Origin of the sequence: Thioclava sp. GXIMD2076, assembly GCF_037949795.1 — a bacterium.
GTDB lineage: Bacteria > Pseudomonadota > Alphaproteobacteria > Rhodobacterales > Rhodobacteraceae > Thioclava > Thioclava kandeliae.
Genome location: NZ_CP149932.1, coordinates 2,004,819 through 2,028,955, shown reverse-complemented (window position 1 = coordinate 2,028,955; position 24,137 = coordinate 2,004,819). Strand labels below are relative to the sequence as shown.

The 24,137-nt window shown below is 62.6% G+C and carries 24 protein-coding genes; 15 read left to right on the top strand and 9 right to left on the bottom strand.

Features of this window, described 5'->3' with window-relative positions:
- Window positions 1-48: 48 nt before the first annotated feature.
- Complete coding sequence (gene ugpB / locus WDB91_RS09980) at window positions 49-1,365, bottom strand: sn-glycerol-3-phosphate ABC transporter substrate-binding protein UgpB (protein WP_339112414.1); 1,317 nt, start codon at window positions 1,363-1,365, stop codon at window positions 49-51.
- 193 nt (window positions 1,366-1,558) lie between these two features.
- Complete coding sequence (locus WDB91_RS09975; protein WP_339112413.1) at window positions 1,559-3,748, bottom strand: NADP-dependent isocitrate dehydrogenase; 2,190 nt, start codon at window positions 3,746-3,748, stop codon at window positions 1,559-1,561.
- Window positions 3,749-4,074: 326 nt separating this feature from the next.
- On the opposite strand from WDB91_RS09975, the gene WDB91_RS09970 reads away from it, so the two are divergent.
- Window positions 4,075-4,638 (top strand): hypothetical protein, encoded by a 564-nt coding sequence (locus WDB91_RS09970; RefSeq protein WP_339112412.1) that lies wholly within the window; start codon window positions 4,075-4,077, stop codon window positions 4,636-4,638.
- Window positions 4,639-4,842: 204 nt separating this feature from the next.
- A complete protein-coding gene (locus WDB91_RS09965; RefSeq protein WP_339112411.1) occupies window positions 4,843-6,018 on the top strand; it encodes an ROK family transcriptional regulator in 1,176 nt (391 codons plus the stop codon).
- A gap of 12 nt (window positions 6,019-6,030) precedes the next feature.
- Here the strand turns inward: WDB91_RS09965 and WDB91_RS09960 are convergent, their stop codons facing one another.
- Window positions 6,031-6,867 (bottom strand): alpha/beta hydrolase-fold protein, encoded by an 837-nt coding sequence (locus tag WDB91_RS09960; protein ID WP_339112410.1) that lies wholly within the window; start codon window positions 6,865-6,867, stop codon window positions 6,031-6,033.
- A gap of 244 nt (window positions 6,868-7,111) precedes the next feature.
- Between WDB91_RS09960 and WDB91_RS09955 the strand changes: the two genes are divergently transcribed.
- From WDB91_RS09955 to WDB91_RS09930, 6 genes are all read left to right on the top strand, one after another.
- Window positions 7,112-7,483 (top strand): SUF system Fe-S cluster assembly protein, encoded by a 372-nt coding sequence (locus WDB91_RS09955; RefSeq protein ID WP_339112409.1) that lies wholly within the window; start codon window positions 7,112-7,114, stop codon window positions 7,481-7,483.
- 60 nt (window positions 7,484-7,543) lie between these two features.
- Window positions 7,544-8,128, top strand: a complete 585-nt coding sequence (locus WDB91_RS09950) for a MarR family transcriptional regulator (protein ID WP_339112408.1) — start codon at window positions 7,544-7,546, stop codon at window positions 8,126-8,128.
- Window positions 8,125-8,904, top strand: a complete 780-nt coding sequence (locus WDB91_RS09945; protein WP_339112407.1) for a DUF3307 domain-containing protein — start codon at window positions 8,125-8,127, stop codon at window positions 8,902-8,904. The genes WDB91_RS09950 and WDB91_RS09945 overlap by 4 nt, the downstream gene beginning before the upstream one ends.
- A 27-nt stretch (window positions 8,905-8,931) precedes the next feature.
- Window positions 8,932-9,336: an iron-sulfur cluster assembly accessory protein gene (locus WDB91_RS09940; RefSeq protein WP_339112406.1), complete on the top strand. Its 405-nt coding sequence runs from the start codon at window positions 8,932-8,934 to the stop codon at window positions 9,334-9,336.
- A 92-nt stretch (window positions 9,337-9,428) separates the two neighbouring features.
- The gene (gene tpiA / locus WDB91_RS09935) at window positions 9,429-10,169 is read left to right on the top strand and encodes a triose-phosphate isomerase (protein ID WP_339112405.1); all 741 of its coding nucleotides are present in this window, start codon (window positions 9,429-9,431) and stop codon (window positions 10,167-10,169) included.
- 124 nt (window positions 10,170-10,293) lie between these two features.
- Entirely contained in the window at window positions 10,294-10,749 is a 456-nt protein-coding gene (locus WDB91_RS09930) for a heme-binding protein (RefSeq protein WP_339112404.1), read from the top strand.
- 72 nt (window positions 10,750-10,821) lie between these two features.
- Here WDB91_RS09930 and WDB91_RS09925 read toward each other — a convergent pair whose 3' ends face one another.
- From WDB91_RS09925 to WDB91_RS09905, 5 genes are all read right to left on the bottom strand, one after another.
- On the bottom strand, window positions 10,822-12,213 hold the full coding sequence (locus tag WDB91_RS09925) for a TRAP transporter large permease (protein WP_339112403.1): 1,392 nt from the start codon (window positions 12,211-12,213) through the stop codon (window positions 10,822-10,824).
- Window positions 12,214-12,219: 6 nt separating this feature from the next.
- Entirely contained in the window at window positions 12,220-12,912 is a 693-nt protein-coding gene (locus WDB91_RS09920) for a TRAP transporter small permease (RefSeq protein ID WP_339112402.1), read from the bottom strand.
- Between the two features lie 120 nt (window positions 12,913-13,032).
- Complete coding sequence (locus WDB91_RS09915; RefSeq protein ID WP_339112401.1) at window positions 13,033-14,046, bottom strand: TRAP transporter substrate-binding protein; 1,014 nt, start codon at window positions 14,044-14,046, stop codon at window positions 13,033-13,035.
- A gap of 224 nt (window positions 14,047-14,270) precedes the next feature.
- Window positions 14,271-15,500, bottom strand: a complete 1,230-nt coding sequence (locus WDB91_RS09910) for a sigma-54 dependent transcriptional regulator (protein ID WP_339114502.1) — start codon at window positions 15,498-15,500, stop codon at window positions 14,271-14,273.
- A 2-nt stretch (window positions 15,501-15,502) separates the two neighbouring features.
- Window positions 15,503-17,281 carry an ATP-binding protein gene (locus WDB91_RS09905; protein WP_339112400.1) on the bottom strand — a complete coding sequence of 593 codons (1,779 nt, stop codon included), beginning with the start codon at window positions 17,279-17,281 and terminating at the stop codon, window positions 15,503-15,505.
- A 106-nt stretch (window positions 17,282-17,387) separates the two neighbouring features.
- Between WDB91_RS09905 and WDB91_RS09900 the strand changes: the two genes are divergently transcribed.
- Window positions 17,388-18,590, top strand: a complete 1,203-nt coding sequence (locus WDB91_RS09900; protein WP_339112399.1) for a cytochrome P450 — start codon at window positions 17,388-17,390, stop codon at window positions 18,588-18,590.
- A gap of 10 nt (window positions 18,591-18,600) precedes the next feature.
- On the opposite strand, the gene WDB91_RS09895 is transcribed toward WDB91_RS09900, so the two are convergent.
- The gene (locus WDB91_RS09895) at window positions 18,601-19,062 is read right to left on the bottom strand and encodes an Lrp/AsnC family transcriptional regulator (RefSeq protein ID WP_339112398.1); all 462 of its coding nucleotides are present in this window, start codon (window positions 19,060-19,062) and stop codon (window positions 18,601-18,603) included.
- Window positions 19,063-19,198: 136 nt separating this feature from the next.
- Between WDB91_RS09895 and cobA the strand changes: the two genes are divergently transcribed.
- The 6 genes from cobA to WDB91_RS09865 all read left to right on the top strand — a co-directional run bounded on the left by cobA (window position 19,199) and on the right by WDB91_RS09865 (window position 24,128).
- Window positions 19,199-20,011 carry a uroporphyrinogen-III C-methyltransferase gene (gene cobA, locus WDB91_RS09890; protein ID WP_339112397.1) on the top strand — a complete coding sequence of 271 codons (813 nt, stop codon included), beginning with the start codon at window positions 19,199-19,201 and terminating at the stop codon, window positions 20,009-20,011.
- Window positions 20,011-20,319, top strand: a complete 309-nt coding sequence (locus WDB91_RS09885; RefSeq protein WP_339112396.1) for a DUF2849 domain-containing protein — start codon at window positions 20,011-20,013, stop codon at window positions 20,317-20,319. The genes cobA and WDB91_RS09885 overlap by 1 nt, the downstream gene beginning before the upstream one ends.
- A 13-nt stretch (window positions 20,320-20,332) precedes the next feature.
- Window positions 20,333-21,997: a nitrite/sulfite reductase gene (locus WDB91_RS09880; RefSeq protein WP_339112395.1), complete on the top strand. Its 1,665-nt coding sequence runs from the start codon at window positions 20,333-20,335 to the stop codon at window positions 21,995-21,997.
- Window positions 21,969-22,766: a phosphoadenylyl-sulfate reductase gene (locus WDB91_RS09875; protein ID WP_339112394.1), complete on the top strand. Its 798-nt coding sequence runs from the start codon at window positions 21,969-21,971 to the stop codon at window positions 22,764-22,766. Before WDB91_RS09880 ends, WDB91_RS09875 begins: the two co-directional genes overlap by 29 nt.
- Window positions 22,763-23,134: a DUF934 domain-containing protein gene (locus tag WDB91_RS09870; protein ID WP_339112393.1), complete on the top strand. Its 372-nt coding sequence runs from the start codon at window positions 22,763-22,765 to the stop codon at window positions 23,132-23,134. The genes WDB91_RS09875 and WDB91_RS09870 overlap by 4 nt, the downstream gene beginning before the upstream one ends.
- Window positions 23,135-23,297: 163 nt before the next feature.
- Window positions 23,298-24,128 (top strand): ferredoxin--NADP reductase, encoded by an 831-nt coding sequence (locus tag WDB91_RS09865; RefSeq protein WP_339112392.1) that lies wholly within the window; start codon window positions 23,298-23,300, stop codon window positions 24,126-24,128.
- Window positions 24,129-24,137: the final 9 nt, after the last annotated feature.

The following is a 24,137-nucleotide window of genomic DNA, read 5'->3' as shown; positions in this document are numbered from 1 at the left end:
GCACGAAGGCCCGCCAGATGCGCGGGCCTTCGCGGACTGTGTCAGCCGTTACTGGTTGGCTTTCTCGAACTCGCGCAGAAGCTTGTTGCCGCGCTCGTCAACCGACTGCAGGGCCTCCATCGCGGTTTTCTTACCGCCCAGAAGCGCCTCGAATTCCTCATCGATGATCGAGCGGATCTGGACGTAATTGCCAAAGCGCAGACCTTTAGAATTCTCGGTAGGAGTGTTCAGCGTGATCTGCTTGATCGCCACATCCGCGCCGGGGTTCTGCTCGTAATAGCCCTGCTCCTGGCTGAGCGAATAGGCCGCTTTGGTGATCGGCAGATAGCCCGAGAACTGGTGCCAATCGGCCTGCACTTCCGGCGAGGAGAGATAGGTGAAGAAATCGGCCACACCCTTATATTCCTCTTTCGAGTGGCCCTGCAGGACCCAGAGCGTCGCGCCGCCGATGATCGAGTTCTGCGGTGCGCCCGCGACATCATCGTAATAGGGCAGCATGCCGACGCCGACATCGAATCTGGAATTCGCCATCAGACCCGCGCGCGACCCCGAGGAGTTCATGACCATCGCACAGGTGCCCGACTGGAAGGCGGGGTTTGCGTCATCGCCACCGCCCGGACCGGCATAGCGGTAAAGACCCTCTTTCTGCCATTTGGCCAGATTGCCCCAGTGACGCGCACGCAGGTCATCAGCCAGCGTCAGCTCGGCACCAAGCCCGCCGAAACCGTTCTCCATCGTGCCGATTGGCAGATTGTGCCATGCCGAGAAATTCTCGGTCTGCGCCCATGAGATCCATGCACTGGTGAAACCGCACTCCGCCGCGCCCGACTCGACGATCTTCTTGGAGAAGGCTTCCATATCGGCCCAGGTCTTGGGCGGCGTGTTCGGGTCGAGACCCGCTTTGGCAAACTCGTCCTTGTTGTAATAGAGGACAGGGGTCGAGGAGTTGAAGGGCATCGAGAGCATATTGCCATCGGTGTCGGTGTAATAGCCCGCGACCGCCGGAAGATAGGCATCGGGGTCGAAATCGGCGCCCGCATCCTTCATCAGCTGGTAGACCGGATAGACCGCGCCCTTGGCCGCCATCATCGTTCCGGCGCCCACCTCGAAGACCTGCACGATATCGGGCTGCTGCTTGGCGCGGAACGCGGCGATCGCCGCAGTCATCGTTTCGGTATAGGTGCCTTTATAAGTCGGAATGACTTCATATTCATCCTGGCTGGCGTTGTAATCGGCCACGATCTCTTCGAGCTTCTGGCCCAGCTCGCCGCCCATCGCATGCCACCAAGTGACCTGCGTCTTGGCCGCCGCCATGGTTGCCGAGGCCGCCACAAGTGCGGTGCCCATCATCAACGTCTTCAACATCTTCTATCCCCTTCGTGAGGCTGTCGTGATCTGTTGAGCGAAGCGCTAAAGCGCCTATGTGACGTCTCCTTGCCATTTGTATTAAGGTTTTTTGACAAGCTGGCTCAGGGCAGGATTTGCGCTATCTGAAGTGGTCCGGCATAAAAAAGGGGGCTTCGAGCCCCCTTTTTCCGTATCATTCAACGCCGTTGGATCAGCCGATGATCGCGTTCAGCGTGGCCGAGGGGCGCATTACCGCTGCGACCTTAGCGGGATCGGCGTGGTAGTAGCCACCCAGATCCACGGCCTTGCCCTCTGCCGCTTTCAGCTCGCCGAGGATCGCATCCTCGCCGTCCACAAGTGCCTTGGCGATGGGGGCGAAATGCGCCTTCAGCTCGGCATCCTCGTCCTGGGCTGCCATCGCCACGGCCCAGTAACGGGCAAACCAGTAATGCGACGAACGGTTATCGGGCTGGCCGACCTTGCGCTCGGGCGAGCGGTTGTCCTCGAGCACCTTCTGGGTCGCATCCTCGACCGCTGCCGCCAGAACGCCTGCCTTCGCATTGCCCTTCTCGGCCAGGAACTTGAAGCTCTCGCCAAGCGCGCAGAACTCGCCAAGGCTGTCCCAGCGCAGGTGGTTCTCTTCGACGAGCTGCTGGACGTGTTTGGGGGCCGAGCCACCTGCACCGGTCTCGAACAGACCGCCGCCCTGCATCAGCGACACGATCGAGAGCATCTTGGCCGAGGTGCCCAGCTCGAGGATCGGGAAGAGGTCGGTCAGGTAGTCGCGCAGCACGTTGCCTGTGATGGTGACCACGTCATTGCCCTTGCGCATCTCGACGAAGGTAAAGCGGGTGGCTTCGCGCGGCGCCATGATCGGGATCTCGATACCGGCCTCTTTCAGAGCGGGTTCGACATATTTGATCAGCTCGGCGTCATGGGCGCGGTTGGCATCGAGCCAGAAGGCCGCAAGGCCGGTGGCCTTGGTGCGGCGGATCGCCAGACGGATCCAGTCCTCGATCGGCGCTTTCTTGACCGTGGCCGAGCGCCAGATATCGCCTGCTTCGACAGTGTGCGAATGCAGCACGGTGCCATTGTCCAGAACGATCTCGACCTTGCCATTGGCTGCGATCTCGAAGGTGGTCGGGTGCGAGCCGTATTCTTCGGCTTTCTGCGCCATCAGACCCACGTTGGAGACCGCGCCACAGGTGGTCACGTCCAGCTTGCCGGTCTCCTTGAAGTAATTGATCGTCTCGTCATAGACGCCGGCATAGGAGTTATCCGGAATGCAGCAGTTGGTGTCGGCAGCTTTGCCATCCGGACCCCAGCCGATACCGCCTGCGCGGATCACGGCGGGCATCGACGCGTCGATGATCACATCCGAAGGAACGTGCAGGTTGGTGATGCCCTTGTCGGAATTGACCATATACATCGGCGGCTTGGCGGCCAGCGCTGCCTTCAGGTCCGCTTCCAGCTCGGCATTGCCCTTGATGCGGGCTTCCAGATCACCGATGCCGCCATTGGGGTTGAAGCCCAATGCCTTCACGGTCTCGCCATGCTTGGCAAGGAAGTCTTCCAGATAGACCGACACGAAATGGCCGAAGATGATCGGGTCGGAGACCTTCATCATCGTGGCTTTGAGATGGACAGAGAACAGCACGCCCGGCTCCATGCTCTCGATCTCGGCTTTGACAAACGCATTGAGCGCCTTGGCCGAGAGGAAGGTCGCATCGACGATCTCGCCGGCCTGATATTTCAGACCCGATTTCAGAACGGTCTCGGTGCCGTCTTCGGCGGTGAAGACGATCTTCGCGCCAGTGGCGTCCGACAGAGTCGCCGACTTTTCATTGGCAAAGAAGTCATTGCCGGGCATCGAGGCCACGGTGGTCTTGCTGTCTTTCGACCATTCGCCCATCGAATGGGGGTGCTGCATGGCGTAGTTCTTGACCGCTTTGGCCGAGCGACGGTCCGAGTTGCCCTCGCGCAGGACGGGGTTCACCGCCGAGCCCTTGATGGTGTCGTAGCGCGCACGCACGTCCTTTTCCTCGTCGGTCGAGGGCTCGTAGGGATAGTCGGGCAGCTTGTAGCCCTGCGCCTGCAATTCCTTGATCGCGGCGGTCAGCTGCGGCACCGAAGCCGAGATATTCGGCAGCTTGATGACATTGGCCTCGGGCGTCTTCACCAGCTCGCCCAGTTCGGCCAGATCATCGGTGATCTTCTGATCATCGGTCAGGTAATCGGGGAAGGTCGCCAGAATACGGCCCGCAAGCGAGATATCGCGCGTCTCAACACCCAGACCTGCCGCACCTGCAAAGGCGCTCACGATCGGCAGAAGCGAGCCCGACGCCAGCTGGGGCGCTTCGTCAACAATGGTGTAGATGATATCGGGGGTCTTGTTTGCCATGAAGAACGGTCTCCGAGCTGGTCTTGGGCAGATGCCCGTTGGGAAAGAGTTGTGCGCAGACTGGACCCGCCGCGCATGATTTGCAAACGGGTAACCCGCGTCCGTCGCCAAGTCAATGTGTGCAACCGTATACCACGCTCCTTGCTGCAAGGAACCGGTGCCAAAATAACTCTAGGGCAACAATTTACTCGCCCTTAAAGAATGACGCGTGGACAACGTGTTATGAGACCGCTACGGTCGCATGAACCCGATTTCCACCCTCTCTATTGCCAAAGGCCCGATATATATCCCCACGGGTGTATCGTGATGCTGGCACTCAAGGTCCGATGATCAAAACTGTCACCTCCCCAGCCTCCTCGACGACCCGCGATCGTATGATCGAGGTTGCGCATGATCATTTCTCAGCGCGCAGCTTTGATGCGTGCAATCTTCGCGACATTGCCGCCGATGTGGGGGTCGATGTCGCCTATCTGCACCGTTCACAGGGCGGCAAGCAAAAGCTGTTCCAGGCCGTGATCGACCGCGCCCTCGAGATGTGCTTCGAGGATGCCAAGCGCTGCTCGACCTTCACGCGCTTCATCATCGAACGTATCCGCAATGGCGATCTGCGCACGCTGAATTACGGCCCGCTCCCGATCATCAGCCAGTCTCTGGCCTGCGAGGCCGTAAAGCCGCAGATCCAGGACGCGGTGCAGAGGCTTTTCGTCGATCCGCTCATTGCCGAACATGGCGAGAAGTTCCGTGTGGAGATCGTGGCGGTCTCGATGCTGTTTCTGGGCATGAAAATCTCCTCGCCCGTTCTTCCGACCGCGCTCCTGTCGAAAGAACAGCAGACGCTGCTCGACGAGATCGCGGTGGGCATGCTGGCGGCGCTGCTCGGCGGCGAGTAAGCGCCCGCCGCGACGTCACCCCCGAAATCGGCGGTTTGTGGCAAAAGCACCGGCCACTCTCTCGACCATTCGTCGAAACTACGCTATTATCTCGATCTGACTGGTCAGCTTTTTACATAAAAGCGCGCGGCCGCACCCTGCGACTGCGCATCCTACAGCCAACCATGTCAGCGATACGGATATCCGCCTTCAAGGAGAGCAATCATGGATGGTGGGGAATTTTCCTCGCAGCGGCTGGGCGTCAACCACACCGGTGTGCGTGCCCATAACGAGCGTCTCGTTCTCAGCCTCATCCATCGCGATGGTGCCCTGCCGGGTGCCGAGATTGCCAAACGGATCGATCTGTCCGCCCAGACGATCTCCACTATCCTGCGCCGCCTCGAAACGGACGGGTTCCTGCTGCGCGGCAAACCGCAGCGCGGACGCGTGGGCAAGCCCTCGCTGCCGATGGGCATCAATCCCGACGGTGCGATCAGCTTCGGGCTGAAGATCGGGCGCCGGACCTCGGATCTGGTGATGATGGCGCTGGACGGTCAGGTGCTGGCGCAAAGCCAATGCACTTACGAGCGCCCCACCCCGCAGCTGATCCTTGACTATCTGAAAGAGGGTATCGCCTCGCTGTCGGGCGAGCTGCGTCCCGAACAGGTCGGGCGCCTTTGCGGCATCGGGATTACCGCGCCGCTGGATCTGTGGCGGGCCACCGAAAGCTGCGATATCGCGGGCAGGCATTTTCCCGAATGGCTGGGCTGCGATCTGGTCGAGCGCGTGGCCGAGTTCAGCAAGCTGCCTGTCAGCTTGATCAATGACGGCACGGCCGCCTGCTGCGCTGAGCAATATTACGGGCGCGGGCGCGAGGTCAGCGACTTCGCCAATGTGTTTCTGGGATCCTATCTGACGGGCGGGATTTCGCTCAATGGCGCCGTGGTCGAAGGTAACCGCCATAATGCGGGCATGCTGGGCGCGCTGCGGGTGATGTCGATCGAGGGGCAGAGGACAACGCTGGCCGATGAGGCCTCGATCTTCCTGCTGGAGGCCGCGATCCGTGATGCGGGGATGGATGCGGCGGGGATGTGGCGGATGCCGCAGGACTGGACCCCCTATCAGTCGCTTCTGGAACCGTGGCTCGACCGTAGCGCCAGGGCGATTGCACAAGCTGCCCGCGAAGCCTGTGCAGTGGTCGATTTTCAGGCATTGGTGATTGACGGGGCTTTCCCCGAACCGGTTCGGGCACAGCTGGTTGTCAAGGTGCGCGAGACATTGGCGGCGCTCGAGATGAACGGCATCCTGCCTCCCGATGTGCTGGAAGCCAAGACAGGCCATAACGCGCGCGCCATTGGCGCTGCGGCCGCGCCGATCTTCTCGCTCTATTTCCTGAGCTGAGCGCACACGCCCTCAGGCCTGCCGCAGGAAACTCACCGCATCCGCATAGAACGGCGTGGCCGAGGCGCCATGCGACAACCCGTCGTAGATCTTCAGCGGCACGCCCGCGCCTTCGGCCATCAGGCGTGCCCGTCCCATCATGTCGCGCTCGCGGATCCGCGCCACGCGGTCGCCGGGCTGATGGGCGGCCTCGGCGGCATGGGCGGTCTCCTGCCCGCCAATGGAGATAAACAGTTTGCCCTCGGCCTTGGCCGCTCCCAAGAGCGCCTGCGGATCGGTCCAGATCGACGGGCTGCCCGCGGCGACATGCGAGAAGAGACCGGGCGCAAGGCGGCGCGCCTGCAGTGCGAAAGACCCGCCAAAGGAGTGGCCGCAGATCATCCGCTGCGCCGGATCGCAGGCAAAGCGCGTCTCTATCTCGGGCATCAGCACAGCCTTCATCCAGCCGAGAAGCCGCTCGACCCCCGCCCCGGTCAGATCTTGCGTGCGCCGCGCCATATCGACAAGATCACGCGCTGGCCAACCGATGGCCACCACCGCCACGGGGGCTGCGTCCGCCCGCGCGGGGTCCTGCCCGCGCAGCCGCACTGCATCGCGCAGGGTGCCGAAGCTCCAGCCTGCATCCAGCGCATAGATCACACCATATCCCCCCGCCGGTGCGGGCGCCTCGGGATAGGCAATGCGGATGACGAAATCGCCCATATCCGATGGCAGGCTAAGTTCTTCCGTTCCATCGAGCCGCACCTCCGCCTGTCCCTTCTCCGCCTTCGCGGATCTGCCCGCCAGAAGTAGCGGCAGCCCCGCCAGAAGCGGCAGCACCCGTCGGCGCAGCTTCAGGTCTTCTGTCATCTCTGCCCCCTGCCTTGCGAATATATCCCGACCGGCCTACCCTATCCTCGTGCGATCGGCCAGATACAGGTCCCTTTTTGGGCCAGCCCCGTTACCTGTTGGTCCCGTGCTCACGCCCCGTTGATGTCACAAAGTCCCACCCCCACAGTCCATACCTCGCCTGTGTTCTCCTGCGCACTTTACGAAGCCCGCGCCAATCCCTATATCAATACTCAACTATTCGTATCCAATCCGGGAATTTCCTATGACGTCCGAAACACAGCAAGACGCACCGATGGAAGGCGCTCCCTTGATCAAGCCCTCCACGATCGACCATCCGATGTATGATTCGGTGGTTGCCGCGTGCCGGACCGTGTTTGATCCGGAAATTCCGGTGAATATCTACGATCTGGGTCTCATCTATACGATCGAGATCAGCGACGAGGATGATGTGCAGATCATCATGACCCTCACCGCTCCCGGCTGCCCTGTGGCGGGCGAAATGCCCGGCTGGGTGCAGGATGCGGTCTCCTGCGTCGCCGGAATCAAATCCGTCGATGTCGAGATGACCTTCGATCCGCAATGGGGCATGGATATGATGTCCGATGAGGCGCGGCTCGAACTGGGCTTCATGTAACGGCCCTTTCGCAAGCCAGACCCCTTGCATTACGCCATAGGCAAGTCATAATGCTTGCCTATGGATCTCGCTATTCTCACAGGTGACCTCGTCGGTTCGACCGGCCTGCCCCCCGATCTCGTCGAGGCGGGGTTTTCGGCTATGACCGGCCTGCAAGGGCTCGGGCTGGCATGGTTCAACCGTCATCGCGGCGATGGCTGGCAGATGGCATTGGCACAGCCCGCCTATGACCTGCGGCTTGCGCTGATGGTCCGCGCCTGCCTTCGCGCGCTCGATCCACGGCTGGAGACGCGGATCGCGATTGCGCGGGGAACCGGTAACATTCCCGAAAACGGCGATCTGAACAGGGCACAAGGGCCGGGTTTTGTCGCCTCAGGGCGGCTTCTGGACCAGATGACGGGAGCGGAGATCCGCCATGCCTCGGGCGGGGCTTGGTCGGCGGCCACCTGCCTTGCCGATGCGCTCAGCCACGGCTGGACACAGAAACAGGCCGAAGCGATGTGCCCGATGCTCGCTCTGCCCGCGCCACCGCAACAAAGCGTGGCCGATCAGTTGGGCAAATCCCGTCAGGCCGTGGCGCAGGCCCTGCAAGGTGCGGGCTATAGCGCCATCTCCGGCGCCCTTACGCTATGGGAGGCGCCATGAGTGCCGAGAGCTTCTCCGCCCTGCTGCTGGCGCATCTGCTGGGGGATTTCATCTTCCAGCCGGCAAGGATGGCCCATGCCAAGGGGCAGCGCGGGATGCGCGCCCGACTGCCCGCGCTCATCGCCCATACCGGCGTGCATCTGCTGGTGCTCGGGATAATCCTGCCCGCGCCAGACGCGCTTGCGGCCCTTGGCCTGATCCTGCTGAGCCATTTCGTGATCGATCTGGCCAAGCCCGCTTTGCGTGGGCCTGCGCTACAGGTCTTCATGGCCGACCAGATGGCGCATCTGGCGGTGATCGTGGCCGTGGTGCTGGCCCTGCCCGATCTGTGGTCGCAAACGCTTTGGACGCAGCTCCAAAGCCCTTTGATCTCCTATCTGCCCACTATATTTGCCCTGATTGCTGGCGCAATCCTCACCATCCGCACGGGCGGCTTCGCCATTGGCGCCCTGATGCGCCCGCTGGCCGACCGCGCACCCGAAGGCGGCCTACCAAAGGGCGGCCAACTGATCGGCGTGCTCGAACGCGCCCTGATTTTTGTATTAGTCCTCACAGCGCAGCCGCAGGGGATCGGCTTTCTGATTGCCGCCAAATCCATTCTTCGCTTCGAGGCAAAAGGCTGGCCGGACCATAATGCGGCCAATGAATATGTGATCATCGGCACGCTCGCCTCCTTCGGATGGGCCATTGCCTGTGCATATCTGACACTGGGCCTGTTGGCACATCTCGCGCCGATCGGCATTCCCGCCCTTGGAATTCCGGTGCCGAACCCCTAGATTGGGGGCTCATCCAAGGAGTCTCCCATGTTTGGCATTCCCGGACAGCCCGCTGTCACCATGACCCCCGCCGCCGTGAAGCATATTTCCAAGCTCATGAGCCGCGAGAACGCCGCCGGTTTCCGGATCGGCGTGAAGAAGGGTGGCTGCGCCGGTATGGAATATACGATGGAGGTCGCGCAGGAAGCGGGGCCGATGGATATGGTCATCGAGGAAGGCTCGGCGCGTGTGCTGATCGCGCCGACCGCGCAGATGTTTATGATCGGCACCGAGATCGATTACGAGAACGGCCTGCTCGAATCGGGCTTCAAATTCCGCAATCCCAACGTGGCCGAAGCCTGTGGTTGCGGCGAGTCGATCAAGTTCAAGGATATCGATGAACTGAGCGCCGAGGCCGCCCCCGCAGACGGCATCCCGCGCCTGAAAGGCTGAGCGATATCGCTAACATCTTCTCACCGGACCTCTTCCCCCTGCCCGCGCCCTGACATAGTCTGGGCGCGATTTGCATTCCCGAGGAGGACAACATGCGGAAACTAGCCGCCGGAAACTGGAAAATGAACGGGCTCGCGGCCAATCTGGCCGAGATCGAGACGCTGGTCGCAGAGCATGGCGATGCCGCCTGCGACGTGCTGATCTGCCCCCCCGCCACGCTTCTGGCCCCTATGGCCGCAACCGCTGCCGGCAAGATCGAACTCGGTGGTCAGGATTGCCACGCCAAGACCTCGGGCGCGCATACCGGCGATATCTCGGCGGCCATGCTGAAGGATGCCGGTGCCACCTCCGTTATTCTGGGCCATTCCGAGCGCCGCGCCGATCATGGCGAGAGCGACGCCGATGTCGCCGCCAAATCTCTGGCCGCCTATGAGGCGGGCCTTATTGCCGTGATCTGCATCGGCGAGACCGAGGCCGAGCGCGATGCCGGCACGACGCTGGATGTGATCGGCACCCAGCTTGCCGGATCGGTGCCCGATACCGCCACCGCCGCCAATACGGTTATCGCCTACGAACCGGTCTGGGCCATCGGCACGGGCCGCACCCCCACGCTCGAACAGATTGCCGAAGTGCATGATTTCATGCGCGACACGCTGGCCAAGCGTTTTGGCGAGGAGGCCAAAGGGATGCGCTTGCTTTATGGCGGGTCGGTCAAACCCTCGAATGCCACCGAGATCTTTGCGGTCTCGAATGTGGATGGCGCACTTGTGGGGGGCGCGAGCCTGAAGGCCGCCGATTTCGGCGCGATCATCTCGGCACTCTCGGCCGCCTGAGCCCCCTGAATACCGCTGGCAGATGCGGGTCCGCCCGCGCCTGCCCCGCCCGCAATCGTCCGTCTCGGGATCACCCGACAGGCGCGCGGGCCTTTTCATGTTCATCACGCAAGGACGAGTGCGGATGGAGTATACACTTGCCTCTCTGGCACAAGAGCAGTCAGAGCTTGGACTAAGCGTTTTCAATTACGATTTCATCTGGGATCTGGGCCAGCGCCTGCAGGCGCGCGCCAAGGCCGAGAAGGCGCCGGTGGCGATCACCATCAGCCATGGCACGGATCTGGTGTTCTGCACGGTGCTTGAAGGCGCGACGGTGCTGAACCTCGACTGGGCCGCGCGCAAACGGGCGGTGGCGCATCAGTTCCATCGCAGCTCGCTCTCGCTGAGGATCGAGGCCGAGGAGGAAGGCCATGATTTCAACAAGCGCTATCTCTTGCCCGACAGCCATTACTTCGCCACCGGTGGCGGCGTGCCGCTGATGGGGAAGAACGGCACCTATCTGGGCGCGGTCGCGGTCAGTGGCCTGCCCGATGTGGAAGATCACCGGATGATTGTCGAGACGCTGCGCGACATGCTCTAGGAACCCGCGAACCACAAAGTGAAAGCCGCCCCGAGGGGCGGCTTTCTTCGTGCGGGGAGGAGGAGGAAGGACTTATTTGATGACCGTCTCTGGGCCCATGAAGGTGGTGGGCAGATAGGTCGAGAGCCACGGGATATAGGTGATCATGATCAGGAAGATGAACAGCACACCGAGGAAGGGAAGCGCTGCCTTCACCACCCGCATCATCGACATGCCTGCCACGCCGGAGGTCACGAAGAGGTTGAGGCCAACCGGCGGGGTGATCATGCCGATCTCCATATTCACCACCATGATGATGCCGAGGTGGATCGGGTCGACGCCCAGCTCCATGGCAATCGGGAAGACCAGCGGTGCCACGATCACGATGAGCCCCGAGGGTTCCATGAACTGTCCGCCGATCAGCAGGATCAGGTTGACGATCACGAGGAACATGATCTTGCCGAAGCCTGCCGAGAGCATCGCATTGGCGATCATCTGCGGGATCTGCTCGTCGGTCAGGACGTGTTTGAGGATCAGCGCATTGGCGATGATGAACATCAGGGTGATGGTCAGCTTGCCCGCCTCGAAAAGCGTCTTGCGGGTGTCCTTGTGCCACAGAGCCGTGACCAGCGCATAGGGGCGGCGCAGCAGGTTGGATTTGCGCTCCTCGCCATCATTGAGCGGGCCCATATCCTTGTAGATGAAATTCGCCACGATCCAGGCATAGATGGAGGCAACGGCTGCAGCCTCGGTCGGCGTGAAGATCGCGCCGGTGACGCCGGGGATGCCGTAGATACCCACCATGATGATGACGATCAGCATCAGGCCCCAGAAGGCGTCCTTGAAAGCGGAGCCGATCTCGCCCCAGCCCGCGAACTCGCCCTTGGGCATTTTGCGGATACGGGCGAAGATATAGATCGCGATCATCAGCATCAGGCCCGCGAGGATACCGGGGATGACGCCTGCGAGGAACATCCGGCCCACCGAGACCTCGACGGTCGAGGCATAGACCACCATCACGATCGAGGGCGGGATCAGGATGCCCAGCGTGCCCGCGTTGCAGATGACACCTGCGGCGAAGTCCTTGGTATAGCCCATCTGGTGCATCGCGGCGATGACGATGGAGCCGATTGCGACCACGGTTGCAGGCGACGAGCCCGACAGAGCCGCGAAGATCATGCAGGCAAACACCCCCGCAATGGCCAGACCGCCATGGAAATGGCCGACACAGGCGATGGCAAAGCGCACGATCCGTTTGGCGACGCCGCCGGTGGACATGAAGCTCGATGCGAGGATGAAGAAGGGGATCGCCAGCAGCGTGTAGTGACCGGCCATCGCCTGATAGAGAGATTGCGCCACGGAGGCCAGCGAGGTCTCCGAGAAGGCCAGCAGGAAGAGGATCGAGCTCAGGCCGAGGGAGACGGCGATCGGCACGCCCAGAAGCAGCAGGCCGATGATGACCGCAAAGAGCAGAATGACTTCCATAACGTGTTACTCCTTACCGGCTGCGGTGGCGTGGGTCTGCGCCACACGGTCGACTTCGTCTTCGGCTTCATGGCTGACGATCAGGCTGTCCTGCGTGCCGCGGATCACCCGGATCAGGGCCTGAATGATGCGCAGGGTGATCAGCGCGACGCCGAAGGGAAGGATGAAATAGGGGATGACGCGGGGCAGTTTGTCATAGGCCTCGCCCTGGTTGATCAGCGGTTCGAGCCAGCGGAAGATCTCCAGCATCGGCACCTGATCGGTCTCGTACCATGCGCGGTCGCGGGTTTTCTCGAAACCGGTGGGGAACCAATGGCCCGAAGTCTGGTCGAGCGCTGCATAGGGAGCCCAGTAATCGTAAGCGCCCTTGAGCAGGAAGACCGCATAAAGCAGGCAGCAGAGCGCCGAGATGACCGCCATCACCCGCTTGCCGCGCGCAGGCAGCATATTGGTGACCACATCCACACCCAGATGCGCGGTTTTCTTGAACGCATAGGAGACGCCCAGAATGACCAACCATGCGAAAAGGATCAGCACCACTTCGAGGCCCCAGATCAGCGAGGCGTTGAACACATAGCGCAGAACGACATTCACGAAGGTGATCAGCGTCATCGCTCCGAGGATAAGCGCGATGGCATTTTCTTCGAGACTATCGAAGAACGCCCCCACCGGACCTTTTGGCGTGGTATCATAGGACATGTCCCTGCCCCCTTTACGAGATGGAAGGTAAATGGATACGGGGTAAGAAAGGCTCCGCACCGCGCGCGGAGCCTTCGGGCCGCTATCCGTGAGTGATGGCTAAAGGAGCGGCCCTTTAGCTCAGTGTTTGGCGTTGATCTCTTGGGCCAGCGCGATGTTATCCGCGCCCACATCGCCCTCGAACTCGGCCCAGACGGGCTTCATCGCATCAACCCATGCCTGACGCTGCTCGTCGGTCAGCTCGCGCACTACAGCGCCTGCATCGATGACCGCCTGACGGTTATCGGCATCAACCTGCGCGATCGCGGCGTTACGGTCCGCCGAAACCTCGGCCATGATGGTTGCCAGCTGGTCGCGGATATCCGCGTCGAGGCTGTCCCACCAGTCGGTCGAGACAACGACCATATAATCGAGGAGGCCGTGATTGGTCTCGGTGGTGCCGTCCTGCACTTCGTAGAATTTCTGGCCGTAGATATTGGACCAAGTGTTTTCCTGACCATCCACAACGCCGGTTTGCAGCGCGCCGTAAACTTCCTTGAACGCCATCGGCTGCGGGCTTGCATCCAGCGCCTTCATCTGTGCCACCAGCACGTCCGAGGGCTGAACGCGGAATTTCAGACCCTTCGCATCGGTCGGCAGCAGGAGCGGCTTGTTGGCCGAGAACTGCTTGAGCCCGTTATGCCAGAAGGCCAGACCCATCAGGCCGCGGCGCTCCATCGAGGCGAGCATGTCCTGACCTGCGTCAGATTGCTGGAACTCTTCCACAGCGTCCATGTTCTTGAACATGAAGGGAAGGTCGAAGATGCGGAAGACCTTGGTGAAGGTCTCGAATTTCGACAGCGAGGGGGCCGCCATCTGCACATCGCCCTGCAGCATCGCCTCGAGCACCTGATCATCATTATAGAGCGTCGAGTTCGGATAGACCTCGACACAGGCCTTACCGTTCATTTCTTCGTTCACACGATCTGCAAAGGCGCCTGCGGCGATCCCTTTGGGGTGCTTGTCGGCATTGGTGACGTGGCTGAACTTGATGACCATCTCGCCGTCGTCGCAGGCGGCATTTGCCAGACCAGCGGTTGCGATGATGGCGGTCGATGCCAGTGCGAATGCCTTGACGGTTTTCGTAACTTTCATGGGGCTCCTCCCAGATCCATGCGGCGCGATTGTCGCGCCCCTCTCCATGAACACAGGATTGCGGCCGCCATGCATCCACCGCAATACAGTTATGCAAAAATAATTAAATTTTTTATCTTCAGGTGGTTATGTTAAATACACATGAGCATGATCACAGGATTGTGCGAGATACCGCACTTGGCAGAAAGCCGCCTGTGCGAGATTTCGCACAACCTCGCGCCCTGTCAGGACCGGTAATCCTCGGGTTTCACACCATGCCGTGTAAGCTTGTCATAGAAGGTCTTGCGGGGCAGTTTCAGCGCCTTGGCCGCATCGGAGGCCCTGCCCTGATGTTTCTCCAGCGCGGTCACCAGAATACCGCGTTCGAGCCGCGCCATCTGCTCGGACAGGCCCGGCTCCTCCTCGGGATGCTCGCTATCGCTGAGCCCCATCGTGAAGCGCATCGCCTCCGACATCAACGCCCGCGCATTGCCCGGCCAGTCGCGGGCCGCCAAACTTTGCAGATAGCCCTGCGGAATCTCGGGCATCGGCAGCGAGGAATTCTCGCAAGCCAGACGCACATAATGGCGGAAGAGGATCGGGATATCCTCGGGACGCTCGGACAGCGCCGGCACCCGCACCCGCATCATATCGAGTTTCCAGTAGAGATCGGGGTGAAAGCGCCCCGCATCACGTTCAGCCGCCAGATCGCGATAGGTCCCCGCAATCAGCCGCGTGGCGGGCTGGGTTTCCAAAAGCTGCAACAGAGTAAATTGCACAGGCTGCGGCAGATCGGCGATCTCGTCGAGGTAAAGCGTGCCACCATCGGCGGTGGCAAAGGCCTGCTCCAGCGTTTCGGGGCTCAGCCCCGCGGCCGAGCGTTTCTCGAACGGGCGTTGGGCCGCTGCAGAGAGGAGGTGGATCACCTCAGCCGCCTTGGAATTGCCCGCGCCCGGCGCGCCTGTCACCAGCACCTCGGCCCCCGAGCGCGCGGCCATACGGCACGATTCCCGCAGCCGCTCGGCGACCTCCGAATTGCCCGCAAGCACCCGCGCCGCCGCATCGCCCTTGCGCGCCTCGCGATGGAGCGCGCGGTTTTCCATGACAAAGGCGCGGGTCTTCATCGCCTTCTCGACCACGGCCAGAAAGTCACGCGGCGCACAGGGTTTTTCCAGAAAGTCGAAAGCGCCTCCCGTCATGCCGCGCACGGCAGAGGGCACATCGCCCTCGCCCGTCAGCAAGATCACCGGCAGCTCGGGGTCGAGCCCGCGCACATAGTCGAGCAGGAAGAACCCGTCGCGCCCGGGCATGCGAATATCGCTGACCACGATACCGGAGAAATCGGGCGTCAGATGGTCCTTGGCCTCGATGAAACTGCCCGCCACGACAGGCTCCAGATCGGCCAGTTCGATGGTCTGCGACAGCGCCTCGCGCACGGCACGGTCATCATCGACCAGCAGCACCTTGTTTACCACACTCATGACATCTTTCCTTCCTTGGCCCGTTCTTTTGCCCGCGCCAGAACCAGCGTGAAGACCGCTCCGCCCTCGGGCCGGTTTGCCCCCGTCAGACTTCCGCCAAAGCTCTGCACGATCCGGTAGGAGATCGACAGGCCCAGCCCCATCCCCTCGTTCGTGCCCACCTCCTTCGTGGAATAGAACGGGTCGAACATGCGCTCGGTATCGGCAATCCCCGCGCCATTATCAAGCACGCGCAGGCAGACCTCCTCCGCCCGCTCCTCGAGCTGCAGGACGATCACCGGCGGATCCGCCTGCCCGCAGGCATCGGCGGCATTGGACAGCAGGTTCACCACCACCTGCGCCAGCCGCGTCTCGCCGCCCATCACCCAGACGGGATGATCGGGCGGGCTCCAGCGCAGCTCGAGCTTCGAGAGACGCGAGCCCGAGATCTCGAGGGCGGTCGCGACCACGCGCACCATATCGACGGGCGAGGCAGGCTCGGTCTCGGGGCGGGCAAAGGCCCGCAGGTTGCGGATGATCCGGCCCATCCGCCCCGACATCTCGCCAATCCGGCGCAGATTGTCCTGCGTGCGCTCGGGCTTGCCGCGCTCGAGAAAGATCGCCGCATTCTCGGCATAGGTGCCGATCGCCATCAGCGGCTGGTTCAGCTCGTGGCTGATCCCCGCAGACATCTGCCCCAGCGCCGAGAGCTTTCCGGCCTGCACCAGTTCGGCCTGCGCATGTAGGAGCGCCTCATGGCTCTCGCGCAGCTCGCGTGTGCGCCGCGCCACCGCCTCCTCCAGCTCGACATTGAGCGCGGCCTCCATCGCCAGACGCTCCGCCAGTGCCTGACGCCGCGCCCAGAGCGTGGCGATAAGCGTCCCGATGGCCAGCATCGCCAGCGCCGCCACGAACATCTGCACCCGCGCCTCTTTCAGGATCGGCGCGACCGGCACCTCGGAATGGCCAGTGAGCCCGATCACCGGAAGATCCAGAGAGACCGGCAGCGCGCAATCCGGGGCACAAATGATCTCCTGCCCCGCGATCACCTTGCGCCGCGGCGCCACCGTGACGAAGGGGGTGTGTGCGGGATAGACCTTGGGATCGGGCAGCGCGGCACCGGCCTTGCGCCGGAAGACGAGACCCGCCCGATTTGCGGTAAACACCACCCCCTGCGTATCGGTAAACCACACCGGCAGCGGATCACCGCGGCCGGTCGCCTCGACCGTCTCGGCATCAAGCGTGAGACGGATGATCCCGGCCACACGGCGTCCGCCTTCGGGCTGTGTCACGAAAACAGGTGCGGCAAAGGCGAAGATGCGGTGCAGCCCGTCCCCCTCCACACCATGGGTCCGGCCGAGGGCACCATGGGAGGCCCGTTCGAGATCCTCGGTCATCGGCAGGCGGACCGGAAAGCCATCGGGGGCCGCCAGCACCCGACCATCAGGGCGCAGGAGCACCAGATGCTCGGCCCCTGCCAGATCGGCAAATCGCTGAAGGGTCCGGGCCACCTCGACGGCGCCTCGACCGTCGCTCCCCGCCACGAGCGCGCGCACATACGGGTGGTCCGCGGCCAGCACCGCATCCTCACGATATTGCGCAAGTGCCCCCACCAGCCGGTCGGAGGCCAGCCGCAGATCCGCCACACCGCGCGCCCGCGCCTGCGCCATGCCGGTTTCGGCCGCATGATACCAGACCGAGACCGACGCCCAGAAGAGCGCGGCCAGCGCCACGCAAAGCGCGCCCGCATTGCGCAGCTTTCTCAGGCGGGAAAGAGGAGCGGTGCCCTGTGTCATGCTTCCTGTCATCCGGTGGCGGCCGCGATCTGTCAACCGTCGATCTGTTTGCGGGACGACGCCAAGACCGCTTGCCAATTTTTTGGACCGGGCGCTTAATGGCCCGATGACCGAACTGCTCTCCCTTCCCCATCTCTCCCGCTCCCCGCGTGATCCCGCTTTCGTGCAGGACCCCTATCCGTTCTATGACATGATCCGGCAGGCGGGCCCTGTGGTGCAGTGGCAGGAGTGGGGGCTTCCGGTGACCGCGCGCTCCACGGTCGTCTCGGCCTGCCTGCGCGACCGGCGTCTCGGGCGCGAGGCACCCGAAGGCTTCGGCCAGACCCCGCCCGCCCATCTGGCGCCGTTCTACGATATCGAGGCGCATTCGATGCTGGAGCTTGACGGCCCGCGCCATGCCAAATTGCGCGCACAGGTGCTCCGCGCCTTTACCTCGCGCCGGATCGCGGCGCTTGCGCCCGAGATCGAGACGCTGTGCCACCAGCTGATCGATGCGTTCCCTGCCGGTGGATGCGATCTGCTGCCCGCCTATGCCCAGCATCTGCCCGCCATCATCATCGCGCGTCTTTTGGGGCTGCCGGACGCGACCGCCCCAGATCTGCTACGCTGGTCGCATGCGATGGTGGGGATGTATCAGGCCCGTCGCACCGCGGAGGTGGAGGCCAAGGCGGTCGCCGCCAGCAGCGAATTCGCGGCCTTCATCCGCGCAACGCTTGCCGAGCGGCGTCGGGATCCGCGCGAGGATCTGCTGTCGGCGATGCTGGCTGCGCAGGCCGGGGATGGCTCGGGGCTTAGCGAGGACGAGATCCTCTCGACAGCGATCCTGCTGCTGAATGCGGGGCACGAGGCGACGGTGCATAGCCTCGGAAATGCGGTGGCCCAGTTTTTGGAGCGGGGGACGCAATGGCCTCAGGGCGATCCCGCCGCCGAGGCCGCGCTGGTCGAGGAGGCGCTCAGGATCGATCCGCCGCTCCATCTGTTTGAGCGTTGGGTACTGGAGGATATGGAGATCGGAGGGCAGGCCTTCCGCCGTGGCGACCGGATCGGGCTATTGCTGGCCGGTGCCAACCGCGATCCATCCGCGTGGGACAGGCCAGGGATTCTGGACCCCGCCCGCCCGAGCCGCCCGCATCACGCCTTCGGGGCTGGCGCGCATTTCTGCCTCGGCGCGCCGCTTGCGCGGATGGAATTGCAGATCGGGCTGCGGGTCCTGTTTGCGCGCCTGCCAAATCTGTCTCTGGACGAACGCCCGGTTTATGCTGACCTCTACCCATTCCACGGGCTCGAGACGCTCGCGCTGAGCTATTGAGGCAGGCCGCTCACAGCGGCAGCATAGTGGTGCTTTTGATCTCTTCCATCGACAGGAGGGCGGTCACGTTATGCACCTTCACCTCGGAGATCAGCGCCTGATAGAACACATCATAAGCGCGGGCATTCTTGACGCGGACCTTCAGGATATAGTCGATATCGCCTGCCAGACGATGCGCCTCCATCACCTCGGGGCGCGAACGCAGCGCGCTGAGGAATTTCTGCTGCCAGTCTGCCTCGTGTTCCGAGGTCCGGATCAGCACGAAGAAACAGGCGTCAAAGCCGAGCGCCTCGGCATCGAGGATCGCCGTCTGCTGACCGATGATGCCCGCCTCGCGCATCTTGCGGATACGATTCCACACGGGCGTCTTCGACGAGCCCACCTTGCGGGCGATATCGTCCAGCGACTGGCTGGCATCGAGCTGCAGCTGCGAAAGAATTTTCCTATCCATGTCATCGATACGGACCGACATTCGCGCAACCTCCAGTGATCGGAACATATGTTCCAAGTTCATATGCGATACGAACATATATCCTTATCTGCAAGACCCCCATAGCGTAAAGGTGGGATATTTTCCTATATAGAGGGAGCCAAACAGGGGTTTTCCGATGTCTCAGAGCCAGATCGCCAAAGATACATCCCTCGTCACCTTCGCCGGTGCGGGTCCCGGCTCTGCCGATCATGTCACTCTGGCGGTGGCGCGGGCTCTGGAAAGCGCCGATATCGTGCTACATGATGCGCTGGTAGGCCCCGAAGTGCTGGACCTGATCGGCGCGCAGGCCACCCGCATCCGGACTGGCAAGCAGGGGTTCGGACCCAGCATGGCGCAGGACGAGATTTCCGCGCTGATCGTGGGCTTCGCGCTACAGGGACGCCGTGTGCTGCGCCTGAAATCGGGGGATGCTTCGGTCTTCGGGCGCCTGAACGAGGAAATCGCGGCCCTTGAGGCGCATGGCATAGGCTTCCGCGTCCTGCCCGGTGTCACCTCGGCCTCGGCTGCCAGCGCGGCCATCGGCCAGAGCCTGACCGAACGCGGCCGCAATAGCGAGCTGCGTATCCTGACAGGCCATGACACCGACGGCTATACCGACTCCGATTGGGCCAGGCTTGCCGCGCCGGGCACCGTGGCCGCCTTCTACATGGGCAAAAAAGCCTCGCGCTTCATCCAGGGCCGCCTGATGATGCATGGGGCTGCCCCGAGCACGCCGGTCACCCTTGTCGAGAACGTGAGCCAGCCCGACCAGCGGATCTGGGCGGCAAACCTTGCCACCCTGCCCGATCAGGCTAGCCTATGTCAGGGGCCGACAGTCATTCTTTTCGGTCTCGCGCCGCGCGCGGCGGTGGCCACCCTTTCCCTTACCGATCTTCACCAGCCGGATCACACCGCCCTGGAAGTCCACGCCCGTGAGGAGGCATTCTGATGGCACGCAAATTCACGCCCAAAGTCCTGACCGCCAATGACCTGATGGAAGGCGATGTGATCTATCTCGCCGCCGACGGCTCGTGGGTGCGCGACCACGCGCAGGCCGAGTTCCTCGAGGACGAGACCATTGCCGAGATGCGCATGCTGGTGGCACAGGGCCAGCCCGAGATCGCCGTAGGCCCCTATCTGGCCGATGCGAAAATGGGCGAGAACGGCCCCGAACCCATCCATTTCCGCGAGGCTTTCCGGACCCGCGGCCCGTCGAACTACTTCCACGGCAAGCAAGCCGAAACGGCAAGCCAGTAACAAGGAGCGCGCGATGTATACCTATTCCGATTTCGACGAAGCTTTCGTCCGCGAGCGCTGCAAACAGTTCCGTGCGCAGGTCGCCCGCCGCATCGACGGCTCGCTGACCGAGGACGAGTTCAAGCCGCTGCGCCTGATGAATGGCGTCTATCTGCAGCTGCATGCCTATATGCTGCGCATCGCCATCCCCTATGGCACGCTGCGCTCGGACCAGATGCGCCAGCTGGGCATGATCGCCGACAAGTTCGACAAGGGCTATGGTCACTTCACCACCCGCCAGAACATCCAGTTCAACTGGCCCACGCTGAAGGATATCCCCGATATCCTCGACGCGCTGGCCGATGTGCAGATGCATGCGATCCAGACGAGCGGAAACACGATCCGCAACACGACCGTGGACCATTTCGCCGGTGCCGCCACCGACGAGATCGCCGATCCGCGCCCGACGGCCGAGCTGATCCGCCAGTGGTCCACCGACCACCCCGAATTCCAGTTCATGCCGCGCAAGTTCAAGATCGCGGTCGGGGCCTCCACCCATGATCGCGCGGCGCTCAAGGTCCATGACCTCGCCGTGGAGCTGGTCGACAAGGATGGCCAACAGGGCTACCGCATCCTCGTGGGCGGGGGCTTGGGCCGCACGCCGATGATCGGTCAGGTCATCACCGATTTCATCCCGAAAGCGGATCTGCTGCCCTATCTCGAGGCGGTGGTCTCCACCTGGAACATCATCGGTCGCCGCGACAACAAATATAAGGCCCGCATCAAGATCACCGTCTTCGAGAACGGGATCGAGAAGATGCGCGAGCTGGTCAACGAGGAATTCGCCAAGACCCGCGCGAAATTCTCGGGCTATGACCAGGAGGTTTTGGCTGATCTCGAGCGCCAGTTCGCGCCGCCGGCCTTCAAGAATGCCGACCCTTCCTCACTGGAGACGGCCGTTGCGGTCGACCCGCTGCTCGCGCGCTGGGTTGCCCGCAACACAAATCCCCATAAGGTCGAGAACCATCTGTCGGTGGTGATCTCGCTCAAGGAGCATGGCAAGACGCCAGGCGATGCGACGGGCGACCAGATGCGCCTGATGGCCGATCTGGCCGATCAGTATGGCTATGGCGAGCTGCGTATCAGCCACGAGCAGAACGTGATCCTGCCGCATGTCGCCAAGGCCGATATCCCCGCGCTCTTCACCGAACTCGCCAAGGCGGGTCTGGCGACGGCGAATGCGGGCCTGACCTCGGATATCATCGCCTGCCCCGGCATGGATTACTGCGCGCTGGCCACCGCCCGCTCGATCCCCGTGGCCGAGCAGATCGCACTGCGCGTCAAGGAGCTGGATCTGGAGGACGAGATCGGTCTGATGAAGATCAAGATCTCGGGCTGCATCAATGCCTGCGGGCATCACCATGTGGGTCATATCGGCATCCTCGGTCTGGACCGTGCGGGTGTCGAGAACTACCAGATCACGCTGGGCGGCGATGCGACCGAGACGGCCGCCATCGGCGAACGCACCGGCCCCGGTTTCGCCTATGACGAGGTGGTTCCTGCGGTCGAGCGTCTGCTGAAGACCTATCTGGAGAAACGCAACTCCGCCGAGGAAACCTTCCTCGACGCCTATCGGCGCCTCGGTGCCGATCCCTTCAAGGAGGCGCTATATGGAGACGCTAAGAAAAATGCCGCGTGACGGCTGGGCCTCGATCGAGGACCGCGTCGCGGGGCTGAACAGCCGCTACAAGCACCATGCCGCCATCACCGTGATGGAGAAGGCGCTTGATGACCATGACACGGGCGATGTGGCGATGGTGTCGTCTTTCGGCGCGGAATCCGTTGTGCTTCTGCACATGGTCTCGCTGATCCGTCCGGCCACGCCCGTGCTGTTCATCGATACGCATATGCTGTTTCAGGAGACGCTGGATTACCAGAAGGATGTGGCCGAGAAGCTGGGGCTCACCGAGGTGCGCACCATCACGGCCGATCCCAAGGATCTGGCCTTCGAGGACCCCGACGACACGTTGCACCAGTTCAACACGGATGCCTGCTGCGCGCTGCGCAAGACGATCCCGCTCGAACGGGCGCTGAGCCAGTTCGATGCGTGGATCACGGGGCGCAAGCGCTACCAGTCGGGCACCCGTGCGGCGATCGACTTCTTCGAGGTAGAAACCCCCACCCGCATGAAGATCAATCCGCTGGCGCACTGGACGCGCGAGGATCTGCAGGAATATATGATCCAGAACCGCCTGCCGAAACATCCGCTGGTGGCCAAGGGCTATCCGAGCATCGGCTGCGCCCCCTGCACCAGCCCCGTGAAACCGGGCGAAGACCCCCGCGCGGGCCGCTGGCGCGGACAGACCAAGACCGAATGCGGGATCCATTTCATCGGCGGCAAGGCCGTGCGCGTGGGCCCCGATGGCAAACCGATTGACGAAACCCTCAAGGGAGACACCGTCGCATGAGCAAGATTGTACGCGATGACGGCTTTCATGCCGATGAGTTCACGGGCGATGCTGTGGTGCTGCCCTCCGATACCGATCCCGCACAGCTGGCGGCCCTGACGCAAGGCGCCGAGATGGTGATCTGCGAGTTCCCGTCCTTCTCGGACGGGCGCGGTTTCACCCTTGGCCGCCGGTTGCGCGATCTGGGCTTTGCGGGGCGTCTGCGCGCCCGCGGCCATGTAATCGCCGATCAATATGCGATGGCGCGGCGTCAGGGCTTCGACGAGGTCGAGATCTCGGACGAGCTGGCCACCCGCCAGCCGCAGGAGCAATGGGTCTTCCGCGCCGACTGGCAGGACCATTCCTATCGCCGCCGTCTGGTCGGCTGAGCATTTGGGGCTTTGCCATAATCGCGTCACTGCGCTATGGCAGAGCCCAGCCAGAGAGAGCCAATCCCGGACGGGCCAGTTTACGAATGGGCCAGCCGTCCACCATGTTCATTCCGGATGCCCCTCCCCGTTGCCCGAGGCCCGGACCAAACACGAGACCGCCATGACCGATACCGCAACCAAAACCCCCGCCGTAAAGACCCTTCCCGATGCGCAGACCGTCACCTCGGTCAAGCACTGGACCGACAGCCTGTTCTCGTTCCGCGTGACGCGCCCGCAATCCCTGCGCTTCCGCTCGGGCGAGTTCGTGATGATCGGCCTGATGCAGACCGACGAGAAGACCGGCAAGGAAAAGCCGCTCCTGCGTGCTTATTCCATCGCCTCGCCCAATTGGGACGAGGAGCTGGAATTCTACTCGATCAAGGTGCCGGATGGCCCGCTGACCTCGCGTCTGCAGCATATCAAGGAAGGCGACGAGATCATCCTGCGCCCCAAACCGGTGGGGACGCTGGTGCATGATGCCCTCCTTCCGGGCAAGCGCGTGTGGTTCCTTGCCACTGGCACCGGCCTTGCGCCCTTCGCCTCGCTGATGCGCGACCCCGAGACCTATGAGAAATTCGACGAGGTCATCATGATGCATACCTGCCGTACCGTCGAGGAGCTGACCTATGGCCGCGAGTTGGTCGAGGGGCTGCAAAATGACGAGCTGATCGGCGAGATGGTGGAGGGAAAGCTGAAATACTATCCCACCACTACCCGTGAGGACTTCCCCACCATGGGCCGCATCACCACCAACCTGTCCTCGGGCAAGGTCTTCGAGGATCTAGGCCTTGCGCCGATGAACCCCGAAACCGACCGTGCGATGGTCTGCGGGTCGCTGGCGTTCAACAAGGACGTGATGGAAGTGCTCGAGAGCTTCGGTCTGCGCGAGGGCGCCAATTCGGAGCCGCGTGAATATGTGGTCGAAAAGGCTTTCGTTGGCGACGGCGTCTGAGCCCGTCCT